13 protein-coding genes are annotated in these 16,952 nt (G+C 45.8%); 12 read left to right on the forward strand and 1 reads right to left on the reverse strand.

All coding sequences use genetic code 11. The annotated features are described in order from the left end of the window. Nucleotides 1-73: 73 nt before the first annotated feature. The 6 genes from ACSQ8P_RS12980 to ACSQ8P_RS13005 all read left to right on the forward strand — a co-directional run bounded on the left by ACSQ8P_RS12980 (nt 74) and on the right by ACSQ8P_RS13005 (nt 8,984). Complete coding sequence (locus tag ACSQ8P_RS12980) at nt 74-1,021, forward strand: ABC transporter permease (RefSeq protein WP_436235564.1); 948 nt, start codon at nt 74-76, stop codon at nt 1,019-1,021. Between the two features lie 20 nt (nt 1,022-1,041). After that, nucleotides 1,042-1,926, forward strand: coding sequence for a carbohydrate ABC transporter permease (locus tag ACSQ8P_RS12985; RefSeq protein WP_436235565.1), 885 nt, complete (start codon nt 1,042-1,044; stop codon nt 1,924-1,926). A 117-nt stretch (nt 1,927-2,043) separates the two neighbouring features. Then, nucleotides 2,044-3,594 carry an ABC transporter substrate-binding protein gene (locus tag ACSQ8P_RS12990; protein ID WP_436235566.1) on the forward strand — a complete coding sequence of 517 codons (1,551 nt, stop codon included), beginning with the start codon at nt 2,044-2,046 and terminating at the stop codon, nt 3,592-3,594. Nucleotides 3,595-3,679: 85 nt separating this feature from the next. Beyond that, entirely contained in the window at nt 3,680-6,418 is a 2,739-nt protein-coding gene (locus tag ACSQ8P_RS12995; RefSeq protein ID WP_436235567.1) for an alpha-mannosidase, read from the forward strand. Nucleotides 6,419-6,439: 21 nt separating this feature from the next. Then, nucleotides 6,440-7,867 (forward strand): hypothetical protein, encoded by a 1,428-nt coding sequence (locus ACSQ8P_RS13000; protein ID WP_436235568.1) that lies wholly within the window; start codon nt 6,440-6,442, stop codon nt 7,865-7,867. A 79-nt stretch (nt 7,868-7,946) separates the two neighbouring features. Continuing rightward, on the forward strand, nt 7,947-8,984 hold the full coding sequence (locus tag ACSQ8P_RS13005; protein ID WP_436235569.1) for a DUF4432 family protein: 1,038 nt from the start codon (nt 7,947-7,949) through the stop codon (nt 8,982-8,984). 49 nt (nt 8,985-9,033) lie between these two features. Here the strand turns inward: ACSQ8P_RS13005 and ACSQ8P_RS13010 are convergent, their stop codons facing one another. Continuing rightward, nucleotides 9,034-9,816 (reverse strand): phytanoyl-CoA dioxygenase family protein, encoded by a 783-nt coding sequence (locus ACSQ8P_RS13010; protein ID WP_436235570.1) that lies wholly within the window; start codon nt 9,814-9,816, stop codon nt 9,034-9,036. 165 nt (nt 9,817-9,981) lie between these two features. Here ACSQ8P_RS13010 and ACSQ8P_RS13015 point away from each other — a divergent pair, with 165 nt between their 5' ends. From ACSQ8P_RS13015 to ACSQ8P_RS13040, 6 genes are all read left to right on the forward strand, one after another. After that, nucleotides 9,982-10,818 carry a helix-turn-helix domain-containing protein gene (locus ACSQ8P_RS13015; protein ID WP_436235571.1) on the forward strand — a complete coding sequence of 279 codons (837 nt, stop codon included), beginning with the start codon at nt 9,982-9,984 and terminating at the stop codon, nt 10,816-10,818. Nucleotides 10,819-10,911: 93 nt separating this feature from the next. Continuing rightward, on the forward strand, nt 10,912-11,526 hold the full coding sequence (locus tag ACSQ8P_RS13020; RefSeq protein WP_436235572.1) for a PH domain-containing protein: 615 nt from the start codon (nt 10,912-10,914) through the stop codon (nt 11,524-11,526). 191 nt (nt 11,527-11,717) lie between these two features. Further along, nucleotides 11,718-12,866 carry a type III polyketide synthase gene (locus ACSQ8P_RS13025; protein ID WP_436235573.1) on the forward strand — a complete coding sequence of 383 codons (1,149 nt, stop codon included), beginning with the start codon at nt 11,718-11,720 and terminating at the stop codon, nt 12,864-12,866. Continuing rightward, nucleotides 12,859-13,575: a methyltransferase domain-containing protein gene (locus ACSQ8P_RS13030; RefSeq protein WP_436239516.1), complete on the forward strand. Its 717-nt coding sequence runs from the start codon at nt 12,859-12,861 to the stop codon at nt 13,573-13,575. The genes ACSQ8P_RS13025 and ACSQ8P_RS13030 overlap by 8 nt, the downstream gene beginning before the upstream one ends. Next, the gene (locus tag ACSQ8P_RS13035) at nt 13,575-14,726 is read left to right on the forward strand and encodes an NAD(P)/FAD-dependent oxidoreductase (protein WP_436235574.1); all 1,152 of its coding nucleotides are present in this window, start codon (nt 13,575-13,577) and stop codon (nt 14,724-14,726) included. The genes ACSQ8P_RS13030 and ACSQ8P_RS13035 overlap by 1 nt, the downstream gene beginning before the upstream one ends. A gap of 10 nt (nt 14,727-14,736) precedes the next feature. Then, a complete protein-coding gene (locus ACSQ8P_RS13040; RefSeq protein ID WP_436235575.1) occupies nt 14,737-16,893 on the forward strand; it encodes an MMPL family transporter in 2,157 nt (718 codons plus the stop codon). Nucleotides 16,894-16,952: the final 59 nt, after the last annotated feature.

The following is a 16,952-nucleotide window of genomic DNA, read 5'->3' on the forward strand; positions in this document are numbered from 1 at the left end:
TTAACTTCAACATTTGCTCAAATGCTTATAGACTAACGGTGTAAACAGCCAAGCAACACGAGGCCGGAGAAAGGTGGAGAGCTACATCAGAAAGAGAAAATTCATCGCGATTGAATTGCTGCTCGATATTTCAAAAAACAAAGTGTTATATCTGTTTATGTTGCCTGGGTTGTTGTACTTCATCTTGTTTGCTTATCTACCTATGGCCGGCATCATCGTTGCATTTAAGGATTACAAAGTAAATTTGGGCATCATGGGCAGTAAATGGGTGGGGTTTGATAATTTTAAATTCCTATTCAGCAGCGATAAAGTGCTTCGAGTTACATGGAACACGGTATTTTTGAATGCCATGTTTATCTTTTTTCAACAAGCAATCGCCATAGTCACAGCGCTGTTCCTCAATGAAGTCAGTTCCAAGTTGTTCAAAAAAGTGACGCAGTCCTTTATCTTTTTACCATATTTCATCTCATGGATCGTCGTCAGTGTTTTTGCCTACAACTTGTTTGCTTCGGAAGGTGGTCTGCTCAATAGTATTCTTGCATATCTCCATATTCCCGAGGTAGCTTGGGGTCAGCGCGCCGATTTATGGCCGGGAATTCTGGTTTTATTTTCAATTTGGAAGTATGCAGGATTTCTGACTGTGATCTACATTGCCGCAATAACGGGCGTGAATACGGAGTATTTTGAATCCGCAGCCTTGGATGGCGCTACGAAATTACAACAAATTCGGTATATTACGCTGCCAGTTATTTCACCGACCATAACGATCATGGTGCTGTTGTCAGTCGGGAGGATCTTTTACGGAGATTTTGGGATGATCTATGCGCTTGTTGGTGATAATGCGAGTCTGTATGCGACAACGGATGTCATTGATACGTTCGTCTATCGCTCCTTACGAACCATTGGTGACGCAGGCATGTCCTCAGCGGCGGGGCTATATCAATCCGTGGTAGGATTTATCCTGGTTCTAGGATTCAATGCATTAGTCAAAAAGTACAGAAGTGAAGGCTCATTATTCTAACTACGTTTAGGAGATTGTGCATGAAAAATAACTATGTGCAGGATAAAATTGTGACGTACGCAGCGTATACGTTTCTATCATTGCTTGCCTTGCTCTGCGTCATTCCTTTCTTCATCATGTTCTCTGGCTCCATAACGGATGAGAAATATTTGCAGTTGCATGGTTACAGCATTCTCCCTCATGTATTTTCCTTAAAGGCATACGCATACATTTTCTCGGGAAACTCATCGATAGGGAAGGCGTATTGGGTGACCATTTTTGTAACTGTAATTGGTACCGCTTTCAGTATGGTCATAACGGGATTACTTGCGTATTCACTGTCCAGAAAAGAATTGAAATTTCGGAACAGCTTATCGTTCATGGTCTTCTTTACGATTCTTTTCAACGGGGGGCTGGTACCATGGTATATCGTTACGACGAAGTATTTGCATCTTGGCGATACGATTTGGGGTCTCATTTTGCCCTATACGGTGAACGCATGGAACATGTTTCTGCTGAGGAACTTTTTCTCGACGATTGATGATGCGATGTTGGAATCAGCAAGAATAGACGGTGCTAATGAAGTCAACATTTTGTTCAAAATCGTATTCCCGCTTGCCTTGCCTGGCGTTATGACGGTCGGATTGTTCTATGCACTGCAATATTGGAATGATTGGTGGCTTCCACTTCTGTTGATTAACGATCAGAAGCTATATCCCGTACAGTACTTGCTGCGCATGGTCTTATCCAGTATGCAGTATATCTCATCTGGAGGTGTTGGAAGCACGTATGCGGCTTCAGCTGTACCGGCAGAGTCGATCAAAATGGCGATTACGATTGTGACAATCGGGCCGATCATCTTTGTTTACCCTTTTGTGCAAAAATATTTTATCAAGGGCTTAACGGTTGGCGGCGTAAAAGGTTAGTTCGGAGATTCGATATATGCGGTTAACCACCGTTTATATAAATTATGGTGAGACTTTGATCTCCGATCAAAGATCCCTATGTCGTCTCGATCCAATAAAAAATGGGAGGTTCAAAACATGTCAGGACAAAAAACGAAAGGTTCCAAGATATTGGTTTCCACGATGATGATTACTACGATGGCCACACTTGCAGCCTGTTCTTCCAATTCGTCTGAATCCACTCCTGCACCAGCTACGCCTGCCGCCAGCACGGTAGCGAAAGCGACAGACACGCCTGTCGCAACAGCAAAGCCAATTGAACCAGTTACATTAAACATTGTATTCCCTGGAGATCCGCAGCCAGATCAAACGACTGTCAATGCAGCGATTGAAAAAGCAGTCAAAGATGAGCTGAATGTGAAACTCAATTATACGTACGTGCCATGGGGCGATTATGCAACAAAAGTCAAAGTGATGACTTCGACAGGTGAAAACGTAGATATTCTCTGGACACATCCAGAGCTGCTTGCTCAATTGATCAGCTCCAATTCCGTCGCAGCTCTTGACGATGCCATCGCTAAGGTAGGTAAGGATCTAAAAGCGAATATTCCTGATTACTACTGGCCAGTCGTTCAAGTGAAGGGGAAAACCTACGGTGTGCCAGCCGCTCAGATCGGTACGGCTGCCGGCTATGCTACTTTCACGATTAGAAAAGATTTAAGAGAGAAATACGGGTTGCCGGCGATCAAGACATTAGATGATATGTTAGCCTTCTACGCAGCAGTAAAGAAAAACAATCCTGAAATCATACCGCTTAGCCAGGGCAACACCTCCTTTGATTTAAATTTCAAAGAAGTATTTGTTCGTGGATTGCCGAGCGGTGTTGGAATCGATATGAACACCATGAAGGCTGAGAATATGCTGGAAACGCCTGCTTACAAAAAAGGTCTGGATTTCCACAGGGAACTGTTCAATAAGGGGTATATCTCGAAGGATGTTCTATCCATCAAGGATTTTCGGGCAGCTTTTGCCGCAGGTAAAGCAGCTTCCGTAATAGGAGATCTACCTGAGTACAATATCAATGCGAGGACTGTATCCGCTATTCCAGGTGCACAAGTCGAGTTCGTTAGAATTCAGATCACGCCTAAGGTTTTCCAAGAGGTGACAACCTGGAACTACCAAAGTATTGCTGCAGGAAGCAAGAATATTGAGAGAGCGGTGGCGTTCCTTAACTGGTTCCAGAAGAATCAGCAAAACTATGACCTCTTAACATTGGGTGTTGAGGGCAAACATTATGTCATCAAAGACGGTGCGGTGAACTTCCCTGCTGGTGTTGATCCTGCTAAACCTCCTTACTTGCCGTTTGAATGGATCTGGCAAAACCCGAAATTTATGAAGTCCAAAGGCACGGATGTGAAGGGGTTCTTTGAAGCTTATAAAGACTATGATAAAGATGTGACATTGAGATTCCCTGCGATGGGCTTCCTCTTCGATACAAGCCCAATTAAAACAGAGGTTGCTTCGCTAGATAGCGTATTTGCTGAATATGGAACGGTCTTAAAAAGCGGTACTGCCGATGTAGATAAAGTGTTACCGCAATTCAAAGAAAAAATGAAACAGGCTGGCATTGATAAAGCGATAGCTGAAGTTCAGAAACAGCTGGATGCATTTATGGCTAGTAAAAAATAGGCATGGCACGAACAGGAATCAGGCGGACAATCTGAGATTGGTGGCGGAATGTCCGTCTGATTTTGTATAAAGGAGATCGAGCGATATGCCTCAAAAAATTGAAAAGGTCTATGTAATTTCTCACACCCATTGGGATCGCGAATGGTATCAGGATTTCCAAGGCTATCGCATACGTCTTATTTATTTGATTGACGAGCTCATTGATAAGATGGAGCAAGATGGAGCCTATCGCCATTTTATGATGGACGGTCAGACGATTGTTTTGGACGATTACTTAGACATAAGACCAGAGAATCGAGAGAGGCTTCTCAAGCTTATCCAGGACGGTCGAATTAGCATTGGTCCTTGGTATGTCATGCCGGATGAATTTCTTGTCAGTGGGGAGTCTTTGATACGAAATTTGCAAATTGGTCATCGCCGATCACGCTCTTTCGGCGTCCAGCCGATGAAATCCGGGTATATCACCGATATTTTTGGTCACAATAGTCAGTTTCCACAAATCTTGCAAGGCTTCGAGATTAATAACGCTGTATTATTCCGTGGATTTTATGGTGATGCTGACGCGTCGGAGATGTGGTGGGAGGGTGCTGACGGCAGCCGGGTATTGGGGCTTAAACTTGATGAGGATCGTTCTTACGGGGACTTTTACTTTTTTATCCGGTGGCCGTTTGCGGATCGGGAATTTCAGTATGATCGCGAGGAGTTGATCACGCGGGCAAAAGCGATGTTGGACTACAAATCCAAACGTGCTACAACCTCTATCATTGCTGGGTTTGACGGGGTTGATCATATCGAGATTGAACCCCAGCTTCCATGGATACTGGAAACGCTAAATGAGGCTGACTTGGATGCCAAGTTCGAACATTGTTCCTTAGCAGAGTATGTCAGTGCTTTACGTGGGGAAATTGGTGAACTCCGAATTTATCAAGGCGAGCAAAGATCACCTGGGTTTAACGGTGTAAATAATTGGGTGCTTGCTAATGTGCTTTCTTCGCGGATTCATTTGAAAATGAATAATCAGGCTTGTGAAGTGCTCCTTGAGAAATGGGCCGAACCGTGGGGCGTATTCACAGCGCTGAAAGGGCGATCTTATCCCAAAACTTTACTAGCGAAAGCTTGGGAGTACTTGATTCAGAATCATCCGCATGATTCCATATGCGGTTGTTCGATCGATCAAGTGCATCGCGATATGTTGTATCGCTTTGATCAGAGCAGACTCATCGCCGAAGGAATGGTTAGAGAGCAGCTCCTTTTTATATCCAATCATCACGGGTTATCTGATATCGACGGAGATCAAATTATCACGGTATTTAACGCTTCTCAGAGCCCAATAGATGGCGTCATAGAAGTCGAGTTCGCCATACCTACCCTGTCAGACGCAGTCGCGACGATGTTTCACTTGGGCGGCACTTCTTTCCGTTTATATGACCATGAAGGAAATGAGATTCCTTATCAGCTGCTGGAGCTGAGCAAAAATAGTACGCGCATGTGGAGGCCGTATCGGGATATTCCTTATTCGGAGCAAGTGGATCGGTGCCGTATAGCTTTCCAAGCCCAGGTTCCGTCTTATGGATATGCGGTCTATGTAACCCAGAAGAAGCCGTTAACCAACCCTGGTCCTGGTGACTACCATGCACCTACTTTAACGGCTCCCGTACGTTTACTTGGATTCATGAGGATGACCGCCAATACATGGGAAAATGGGCGATTGCGAGTGGCAGTCCTTCCGAACGGCACCATTGATGTAACGGATGTTCAGACGGGACGGTGTTATTCCGGCCTGCTGCTGCTTGAGGATGAGGCCGATATTGGTGAGGGTTGGAATCATGTGAGCCCGGTAACGAATGAAGTATTTACATCCTACGGTTCGAGCGCACAGATATCGGTTGTCTATGACGGACCGCTGCAGACACGTATTCGTATCCGCACTTCGATAAGCATTCCCCATGCCATTCATCCTCAGGAAACGAGAAGAAGTGAAGTTGTAGTCGCGATGGAGGTCACGACTTTTCTAGAATTACGGAAGAATGATCCGATTCTCCGATGCCGAACTGTGATTAACAATCGCGCGCGCGATCACCGCCTACGGCTGTTGTTTCCTTCAGGGCTGCAAACCGAGCATTTTTACACGAGTACACCTTTTGATTATGTGAAAAGAAACATTCAGCCACCGGACTATACGGGCTATATGGAAAAGGCGCGAGACGTGGTTCCGCATCAAGGTATCCTTACCATCGATGATGGCAGATGTGGTTTGGCGATCTACAGCAAAGGGTTGTATGAAGCAGCAGTACGCAACGATGAACTGAGAACGGTTGCTCTGACGTTATTTCGCAGCACAGGCAAAGAAGTTCTCTCGGATGGCGGGGACGGTGGCCAGCTTCTCACAGAGCTAGAATTTCATTACGCGATCAGCCCATTTGCCGTAACCGAGTCACATACAAGTCGCCTTTGGCATGAACATCAGCAATTCGTGGCGGGAATTCGTTCTGTCGACAGAAAACTAGGAAAAGTCGTGTATGAATCATTGCAGCGGCGCGAAGCTGATTTATCACTTAGCCATTCATTTCTTCAAGTAAGCTCAGCTGAGCTTATCGTAAGCGCCATCAAAGTGTCCGAGGAACGGAACGATAGCTATGTGATCCGTCTCTTCAACATCTCGGACGAATATGTGGAGGGATCAATCACGTTTGATCGTAAAGTAGTAAGCGCACATTACGTTAATTTGGATGAAGAATTGCAAACGCAGGCGTCATTCACAGAGGATGTCGTATCCGTAGCAGCGAAGGCCAAGCAAATTATCAGCATCCAGATTTCATTTTAAATTCATTAGGAGGGTGATTTCATGAAGGTTCGGTTTCGGTTCGGAAGGTCAGTAACGATCCTGCTGCTCATAGTCACACTACTATTCGGAGTAAGTTCCGCATCCTTCGCCACAAACAGTAGTTATACAGCTTCCGTTAGTACGATGTTCAATGCGAACGAGGCGTTCGCGAAACTGGATAAAACGAATAACAACATGGGTGCTAGCTTTGATATGCATTATATATCTACAGTTACGATCAGCGGAACAATCTGGGCTTATTACATTAAACTCAATGGATCTGGAAAATTGGGAATCGGTTTAGCCAAATCTACGAATGGCACGAGCTGGACGGATCAAGGTCTTGTGCTAGATGTAGGCTCTTCCGGACAATGGGACGACAACATGGCCAGCTTCCCCGGTATCTGGTACGACAATGGAACCTTCTATCTGGTATATGAAGGAACGGGTAACGGATCAGCGGGCGATATAGGACTCGCCACTTCCACGAACGGAACGAGTTTTACTAGGCAGGGACGCATACTTACGCACAATACTTCTGGCTGGGAATCCGCGAATGTTGGCACACCAAGTCTTTATAAGGTCGGATCAACCTGGTATTTGTTCTATCACGGATACGACTGGACGGACTGCCGTGTCGGAGTTGCGACGGGAACCTCGTTAACTAGCTTAAGCAGGAACGCTGCCAATCCAATCCTTGACACATCCAGCAACGGTTGGGATTCTGGTACTGTTGGTAAACGGGACATCATCTATGAGAACGGATATTACTACATGGTATATGAAGGCAGTACAGATGCGCCTTTTGGCTCGGCCAAATGGTCTAGCGGCTTGGCCCGTTCCTCGAATTTGATCAGCTGGAGCAAATATTCGCAAAATCCAATTTTGCCCCAAACTCAAAATTATTACGGTAATGACGGTCCAGCTTTCATCACAGTTAGCGGGGTACCTTATATTTATTACCGTGGCGTTGTACCAGGCGGCGGCTCATCAGACAATCATACGAGACGTGCTCGCATCGCGAATGAATTGAACGGTGGGATCACGAATTCTTGGGAAGCTGAAAGTCTGGGGCATGTCATTGGCAGGGCGGATGCGGATGGTTGGTCGGCAGACACGGGCTTGGATTCGCCAAACTACATGCAATACGGGCCTTACACGACAGTTACGAATGTTGGTGAAAATACGGTAGTTTGGAAATTGATGGTCGACAACAACAATGCGGATAATTTAGACGTTGTCACCTTGGAAGTCGTCGATGCTAGTGATGGAGGGGCAGTCCTCGCTTCCAGAACGATAACAAGGCAGCAGTTTAGTTCAACCTGGCATTACGAATTCTTCACAGTACCTTTCTATCTGGATGCTTGGCGTTCGGGTCATCAACTAGAATATCGTACACTATGGAACCAGACATCTTATGTAAGGGAAGATAAGGTTGGAGTCAACTAACGTAAGTAAATCTAGAACGAAGAAGACCGTTGCTTGATTAATGCAGCGGTCTTTATTTTGAAGAGGAAGGTGACCAACTTTGAATCCTTATCGTCCTCAGCGAAATTATGGCTGTCGCATTCGGGATGGGTTTAGTTATTACGGAATGCGTACGGTTGTCATTGAAAATGAACTCTTGCGCATCTCCATCTTGGTGGATAAAGGCACTGAAATCTTCGAATTCTTATATAAACCAATCGATATGGACTTCATGTGGTTGACCGAGAATGGCGTGCAAAATCCGAACAGTTACTTATCCACTTCAGATGATCCGATCGCGGCATTCATTGATTATTACCCTGGCGGGTGGCAGGAAGTATTTCCTAATGGCGGTTCTTCGAGCAGCTATGAGGGAGCTCAGTTCGGCCAGCACGGCGAAGTCGCACACATGCCTTGGCATTATGAAATCGTCGAGGATAGGGCGGAGAGAATTACAGTTAGATTCAGTGTTCGGACAAAGAAAGTACCTTTCTCAATATCAAAAACGATGTCACTTGTAAGTGGGGATGCGAAGCTGTATATCGAAGAAGAAGTGGAAAATTTAAGCGGTTATTCACAACGGTATATGTGGGGACAGCATATCGCTTTGGGTAAACCCTTTCTAGATGAAAACTGTCTCATACATATGCCAGCTGGGGTGCGCATAATCACAGAAGATGCGAGCAAAAATCCATCGGGTCGTGTAAAACGTGGGAATGAATATGAATGGCCGCTTGCATGTAATGAACTTGGTGAGATTGTTGATTTATCGCAGCTTCCTCCGAAAGGGACGCCTTCCGATATCGTTTATTTGACTGGTTTCGGCAATAACGGGTGGTATTCGATCGTTAACGGACACAAGGGATTGGGCATGAAAGTAGAATGGGACGCTAGGACGCTTCCCTATCTATGGTACTGGCAGGAGTTTGGCGCGACCACAAGCTATCCGTGGTATGGAAGGCATTATAATATTGGGCTTGAGCCATTTGCAGGTTACCCTACCTATGGCATTGAAGAGGCTATTTGCAACGGCTCAGCGGGTTCGATTGGTCCCTTTGAGCATAAAAAGTTCACCATGCAAGTTAGTGTAGTTACCTAGATGCAAAGGGGCTGTCCCGCAAGTAGGGGACAACCCATTCTTTCATGCATTAAGCTTCTTTGATAATGTGGAAGTTCGGTTTCACTTTCTTGAAATTAGGATTCTCACCGCTGACCATTAACCCCATGCCCCAGTCAAAGTGATCCTGATTAATTGGGAAATCACTAGCCTCCCGATATTGAAACAACACATTTCTTCTCGTTCTTGTACTTTTATTTGAGGAAGATCCATGAATGGTTAAATAATTAAAGAATAAGACATCGCCTGCTTCCGCTTCACAAGGTGTTCCCATATGAATTGGATATTCTTTGTGATTCAGGTAGTAGGTGCCGACATGGGGTAAGCTTCCCGCATTATGAGAGCCTGGAATAACGCACAGACAGCCATTCTCTTCATCCGCGCGATCCAAGTGAACGCTTGCCGCTAACATCGTATGCTTCTCATGCGGGAAATAGGGATAATCTTGATGCATCGGGAAGGCAGCACCGTTTTCTGGCGGTTTAACTAGCATTTTCGAATGATGAAGCTGAACGTTGGGCCCGATGATTTGTCTCAAAACCGCTACCATATTCGGATGAATGACGGCTCGCATGAAGGCAGAATCGTGATAATGCACATCATGAAATCCTTTGAGAACGAGCTTTTTCAGCTCTTCAGCAGGCAGATAGTCACCTTGCCAGGTTGCATTACTATCTGCTTTCGCGAGTGCTGCACGCTGAATAATTTTATCCACAGCTTCTCTCATCTCAGCAACTTCCCCTTCGTTAAATACCCCTTTGACTAGCAAATAACCATTTTCTTTGTAAAAATCAACATCTTTGGATTGTATCATGGTTCCATGCCTCCATTTTGTGGTTGCTCATTAAACCGCTTTCTATTTATAATTATAGGAGATAGCGTCGGTGTAATCTTTTTCAACAGAGGACATACTTTTGCACAATAAGGCCATTTTTTCCGAAAGGTGAAGCTCATGTATCAGTATAAGGAAACATTTTTGATGTTGAATGAAGCCTTAACGGTCATCCAAGGAGCGGAGGCTGTCTTTAAAGTGCATTATTGGGGTGTTAATCCTTGTTTGTATGACAATCAACCTCATAAGCATTCCTTTTTCGAGATCTGTTACGTTTTGGATGGAGAAGGGCAATATTCAGAGGAAGACACGATCTATCCACTTCGTGCAGGTACACTTTTTTGCTCAAAACCAGGAATTACCCACCAAATTCGTACGGAAAAAGGGTTGAACATTGTATATATCGCATTTGAATTAGACGAGAGCATAAGTGAGGATACGATACGCGAGGCATATCACGATCTCGCCATGCAGGGGGAAGTCATCCTCTATGAGGCTGAAGATCAGCCAACGGTTCAATTATGGTTGTCGCTTCTGATCCGCGATGGCCATGGAAGTTTACCTTATGCGGCTGTACATTCTGTGGCTTATGCCTTACTGGTGTCCTTTCCAGCTGTATTCGGGACACTAACGAAGTCGCCAGTCATTCGTCATAAAAGTACACATGTCTTGATGCGGCGAGCCAAGCTTTATATTCGCGATAATCTCTCCCAAGCACTCCAACTCAAAGATGTTGCCAACTATTTGAGCGTGTCGGAGCGTCATCTTTCACGCCTATTCTCGGAGGGAATTCATGAGAGCTTCACCAATTTCATTCGGAGTGAACGTATTCGCCAAGCGGCCCATCTCTTGCTAAGCAGCGATTTACCCATCAAAGAAATTGCTGAGATGACAGGGTTTTCTTCGGTTCATTATTTCTCACGTATATTTCTCATGGAGAAAAAGGTGCCCCCTGGTAGATTCCGTCAAAAAGAGAAGCGTTAGAATGGCTAACAATTTGCTACTTATGTAAATTCTACCCATAACGTATAATGGGATTAGTCTACATTCATTTCAATCAGTGAGAGGATGATTCACGTGTTCAAAAAGTTTGCAGCAGATGCATTAGGCTTAAGCGATATCGGCAAAGTAATTAGTCCAGCAGATTTTGATAAAGTCGATTCTGATGATTATGTCATGCATGAGGATGGCGAGAAAATCTTCTTCATCATCAAGTCCAAGAAGGACGAATACTGCTTTACCAATCTTGCCCTCATTCATTTGGACGGAGATAGTGCCATTAGCTCTAAGCGAGTGCTGAAGCGTTACAGCTACCATACACATGCCATATCCGAAGTGTATATGGAGACGGCAGGAACAATCGATCTTGACGTTGAGATCAAGTTCATTATCGGTCATACGAACTTCTCCATTGATGTAGATAAGAAGCAAATTGAACAAATCAAAGACTTGTATAAAGCTTTGATTAAAATTTCGGAGACAGTCGCGCATAATGAGGAATTGTTTGAATACGCCAAGCAAAGCGTAGCTGTTGCCAAGGAAGCCACAGGTCGTATCTCAACACAAACAACTTCTCCGGTTACCCAATTCGATGCGATTAACGAATCTACTTACAATTGGTTGAAAGCTAAGCATACGGAGTTGAAGGTTAAGGATTTCGGTGCCATCTTCGAACGTTATATTAATAACTAAATGAAATGAAAGAAGTCTTGCTGCTGCAAGGCTTTTTTTGTTGATAGTAGTCTGCAAAAAGGCAATATTGATATCTTTTATCCTGTCATGGGAAATTTTCTCATATCCGCTGCCGCCCTTGAATACATATGTGTAAAGTGATATGTATGTCCAACTAAGAAATATGGGAGTGAAGGGGTTGCGTAGTCGAAATGAAACGAGAAGATGAGATCATTGCAATTCTTGGAATAGGCACCGCTGTGCCTGAATTCCGTCTGGATCAAGCCGATACCTCTGGGCGATTAACGGAAGCATTGCGTGACAACCCCAACTCCGCCCGTTGGGCTAAGAAAATTTTCAAGCAATGTGGCGTAGAAACCAGATATACTTGTGAACCGAATCTGCTGGAAACGGCCGAGAATTGCCGGTACTTTTCACAGACCAATCACCAAGCGCCATCTACTTCGGATCGGATGACGACGTACAAGCGTGAGTCTGTGCCCTTAGCCTTACAGGCGGCTGAGAAAGCGCTTCGTGATGCTCATGTTGACGTGTCTGACATTACGCATCTGATCACCGTAAGCTGTACAGGACAGTTTCTCCCTGGACTGGATGCCGCATTGACGCATCAATTGGGACTAGCTGCCAATGTGAATCGGATTCCTTTCAATTTCCTCGGCTGCGCTGCTGGATTGAAAGCCGTATGCTTATCCCGTCAAATTGCTTCGAATAATCCGACAGCCAACATATTAGTCGTCTGTGTGGAACTATGTACGCTGCACATTCAGCCATCAAGTGATCGTGAAGCGTTATTTGGAGCTTCCTTTTTCGGAGATGGTGCTTCCGCTTGTGTGGTTGGTGTTTCTAGTGATCTGCATAAACCCATTTTCCAATTAGGGAACGATCATTCGATTCTCTTACAAGATTGCGCGGATGAAATGAAATGGGATGTAGGAAATCACGGCTTTGATCTGTATCTGTCGCCAAATATCCCTAAATTGATTGGGACTTGGATCCCCGCACAAGTAGAGCATCTAATTGGTGGAGGCCCTAAGCCGGAGCTTTGGGCGATTCATCCAGGAGGGAAAGGGATTATTGATGCGTTGGAGGAGGCTTACGGCTTAACTGCGGATGAAACGAGGCCTAGTCGGACTGTTTTGCGCGACTATGGGAATATGTCCTCGGCAACGATTCTTTTCGTGTTAGAAGAAACAAGGCAGGAACTGGTGAAACGCAAAGCAGGACCGACAAGCGGGATATCCCTTGCCTTCGGACCAGGACTTACGTGTGAAATGATTCAATTCACCTATCAAGGCATCGCCGCCATGCAGGAAACGAAGTTAGATGAATCGTATGTTTAAACGGCTCAAACAACGCGCAGATCAGCATGAATTAATGGATGACTTCTCGTCAGGAGGCCCCGAGCTTCGGCAAGCTTTGCAGCATTTGCGCCTGCTTAATCGTATTTTCGGTGCTGCAGGGCCGACGTTATTTGGCTTTAAGCACTTGTGGCTGCAAGCAGGCAAACCGAAGACTTTATCGATTCTTGATGTAGGCTCTGGCTCGGGAGATGTCAATCGGCAGCTCTTACGCTGGGCGGATGAGCATGGGGTAGCACTTAGCATAACGCTGGTTGATATAACCGAGGAAGCTTGTGCCGAGGCACGAGAGCTATTCCACTCCGAACCGCGTGTGCGTGTGATGCGAAGCAGTTTATTTCAGCTTCCGGAAAATGGGGTCGATATCACGACCGGCACGCAATTTGTGCATCATTTTACGAATACGGAGCTTCCTCAGGTAGTGGACTGTATGCTGAAAGCCTCTCGGTTAGGTATCGTTATTAATGATATTCATCGGCATTGGATCGCTTGGGCGGCTGTGTGGGTTACAGCTCGCATCATATCCAAGAATCGTTATATTTTGAATGATGGGCCTTTGTCGGTAGCAAAAGGCTTCCGTGCTGGGGATTGGGCAGACCTCCGTAAATCTCTGGGAATCTCTGATATGTTGGTCTCTTGGAGACCTTTGTTCCGGTATGCTGTTGTGATTGCAAAAAGGGAGCAGGCATGATGACTCATAGCTATGATGTCGCCGTTATTGGTGCAGGTATCGCAGGCAGTGTGATGGCCAAGTCCTTAGCTGATCACGGCTGGAATACCGTTTTGTTCGATCGTAAGGCATTCCCAAGGCATAAGGTTTGCGGGGAGTTTCTATCCCCAGAATCCCTTACGATGCTAAAAAAGCTTGGACTGCGTGAAGCAGTGGCATCCCTAAAGCCTTGTACGATCCTGCGGACAAGCTTGATCCTAAGTCGGGGAAAGCCACTGCAAATCACTCTTCCTGGAACAGCATGGGGAGTAAGCCGATTCCAGCTTGATGCCGTTCTTCACCATGCGGCTTTGCGCTCAGGTGTCCAGGTGCAGACAGAAACAACGGTGACTTCAGTGAAACCAAGTGAGCAGGGATACCTCATTGAAACCAAACAGCATGGGGACGTACATGCCTATCAAGTGCGGGCTGTTATTGCTGCTTGCGGCGGAACTGGCCTTCCCCCATTTCATAATCAACATACAAGCGATGTTAGATCCACTCAAGCGGCGCATCTAGGAGTGAAATCACATTATGAAGGGGTAGACATGGGCGGGGTTGTAGAGCTCTACTTCTTTGAAGGCGGTTACCTGGGCCTATCGCCGATTGAAGATGGGCGGGTGAATTTGGCAGCCTTGCTGGAGCGAGGAAAGTTTCCGCATGCTGAGAAATCCATTCTCGGTTTGATCGAAGCGGCCTGTGCCAGGCATGGTAAGCTGTCTGAGCGGCTATCGACTGCACAACCTGTTCCTGGGACACAAGTGGCTGTTGCGCCAGTAAAACTGACACGCAAACCCATGGCCTGGTATGAGATGCCATGTCTAGGGGATGCCGCCATGATGTTACCACCACTCTGTGGAGATGGGATGTCGATGGCGCTGCGGTCAGCAGCGCTATGTGCGCCGTTGGCATCTCGGTATCTAAAGGGTGACATCACCCTAGTAGAGTGGGAGCAGGCGTATACGCAAGCCATTCACCGGGAATTCAAGGGACCCTTGATGTGGGGCCATTTGTTGCAGGGAATGTTGACTGTGCCGTATTTACCACGCATGATGTTTGCTGCAGCTAGGTACACACCTAGATTAGCAGATAAATTTGTTCGAGCGACAAGGCTAAACGAAGCCGAGTTTTGAGAAGGGAGTCATGACCTTGCATAAACTTGCCATGATTTCCCTTCGATATCCCAAAATCATCCTCCTCATCTGGGTCATGTTCTTCCTCTGTTTAGGGTTCTACGCCCCCAAGCTCCCTACCGTTTTGAAGGATCACGGTTTAATCTCGGACGGTGCTTTTGCCAAAGTTCAAGAAACATTAGCCTCTGATTTTCATATTCCAGCAAATCCTATCATTCTTGTATTTGAGAAAAATAACAAGATAGACCCCCGGCAATTTGAGCGGTACATTCAGCAAGATTTGTTATCTTTGCGCGGCATACAAGGGTTGAAAGAAATCGTATCTCCCCTCGAAAGAGAGGGGATGTTTCACGGAGATTATGCTTACGCGCTGCTTGGATTCCAGCAAAGTCCACATGAGATGCAATCCGTACTGAACGAGCTTCAAACACGTTTGCCGAAGCATAGAGAGATGTCGGTGAAATTAACAGGGAAGTCTGTTGTGCAAGAAGATGTAAATCGAGCGAGTCAGCTTGATTTGAGAAACGCGGAAAGCTTAGGCATCCCAGCGGCTTTTCTAATTCTTTGGCTTGCTTTTGGCGGCATGACTTCGGCTCTGATCCCAATACTCGTTGGTATTATTGGCGTTGGAAGCACGATGGGGATCATGTACGGATTGGGAACAAGAATCGATTTATCTAACTTTGTATTGAATGTTATTCCGATGGTGGGGCTGGCTCTTAGCATCGATTTTGCCTTGATGATGGTTAGTCGATTTCGCGAAGAAATTCATCTGCACCCTGTGGGACAAGCCATCCTAATCACGATGTCAACAGCGGGAAGAGCCGTCTTATTCTCGGCGCTTAGTGTTTTCTTAGGCCTTATGGGCATTTTGCTCATTCCGCTTCCGATATTTTCGACCGTAGCTTTAGGCGCAATGACCGTTGTAGCTGTTTCTGTATGGCTAACGCTAACCTTAGTACCAGCACTTCTGACCTTGTGGTGGCCTGCCATTCGAGCTGAACGTAGACCTCTGTATACGACAAAAAGTAGGAGAAATATATGGTTTGGCATAGCCCGATTTGTGATGAGAAGGCCCGTCCACATGTCTTTACTCGCGGCTTGCATCCTCATGTGTTGTTTTCTGCCACTAACGAAGATGCAAGTGGCGATTCCAAACGCAACCTCTTTACCGGAGGGCTATGCTTCCCGAGAAGCCTTTGAGGCTTATCAAACCCATTTCGGTAGTGAAACAAGTTCAGAAGTCTATCTGCTTGCCACTGGAAGAACAGGTTTACTGACCCAGAGTGATTGGAAGAACGCCTCCTTGCTCATACAAAAATTAGAGAAGGAACCACTCGTTGAAAGGGTAGATTCTGTTTTTGCAAGAATGCGAGTGCCTTATGATCAACTGTATGCCTTAACCAAAAACCGAACTGCACGAGCGAAATACGAGCAAATCCTTCAAGCATTTGTACATGAGAATGAAATGCTCGTTCAAGTTCGATTAAAAGGTGAAGCCTCCTCCCAACAAGTGAGGGATTGGCTGAAACGTTGGGAAAGAGAAGGAGAATCAGCCGAACTTCCCTTTCTTCTAGGCGGGGAAGCGAAGTATCAGCAGGAGATTTTCGATGATATTTATGATCATTTACCAGATGTGCTGCTGTTCATACTCGTATCTAATTATGCGGTCTTATTCATCGCTTTCCGTTCGATTCTCATTCCCTTGAAGACAATCCTAATGAACCTGTTGAGCTTAGGCGCCTCTTTTGGGATTCTAACGTGGCTATTTGAGCAGGGGCATTTCGGCTTAGAACCGAGCAGGATTGCCATTATGATTCCTGTGTTTATCTTTGGACTGGCGTTTGGGATCTCGATGGATTACGGCGTTTTCTTAGTTTCGCGCATCTATGAGGAGTATCAGCGGACGCAAGATAATGAGCGATCTGTGCTTGTCGGTTTAGGGTCAATAAGTAAGATTATCAACTCCGCCGCCGCTATTATGATTGCGGTCACATTGCCTTTTGCATTCGGAGACGTTGTTGGTGTGAAGCAATTAGGTCTGGGTATTGCAGCTGCCATTTTTATCGATGCGACGGTGATCAGGTTGGTGCTTGTACCAGCACTAATGGTCATTCTTGGCAAATGGAATTGGTGGGGACCTCGTGTGAAGAAACCGCGTATATAAGGGAATTGAAAAGGAGCTAAGAGGCGTGTTTGCGCTTAGCTCCTTTGTGTTTTGCATAT

This window comes from Paenibacillus sp. LjRoot153 (assembly GCF_964253085.1).
Classification (GTDB): domain Bacteria; phylum Bacillota; class Bacilli; order Paenibacillales; family NBRC-103111; genus Paenibacillus_E.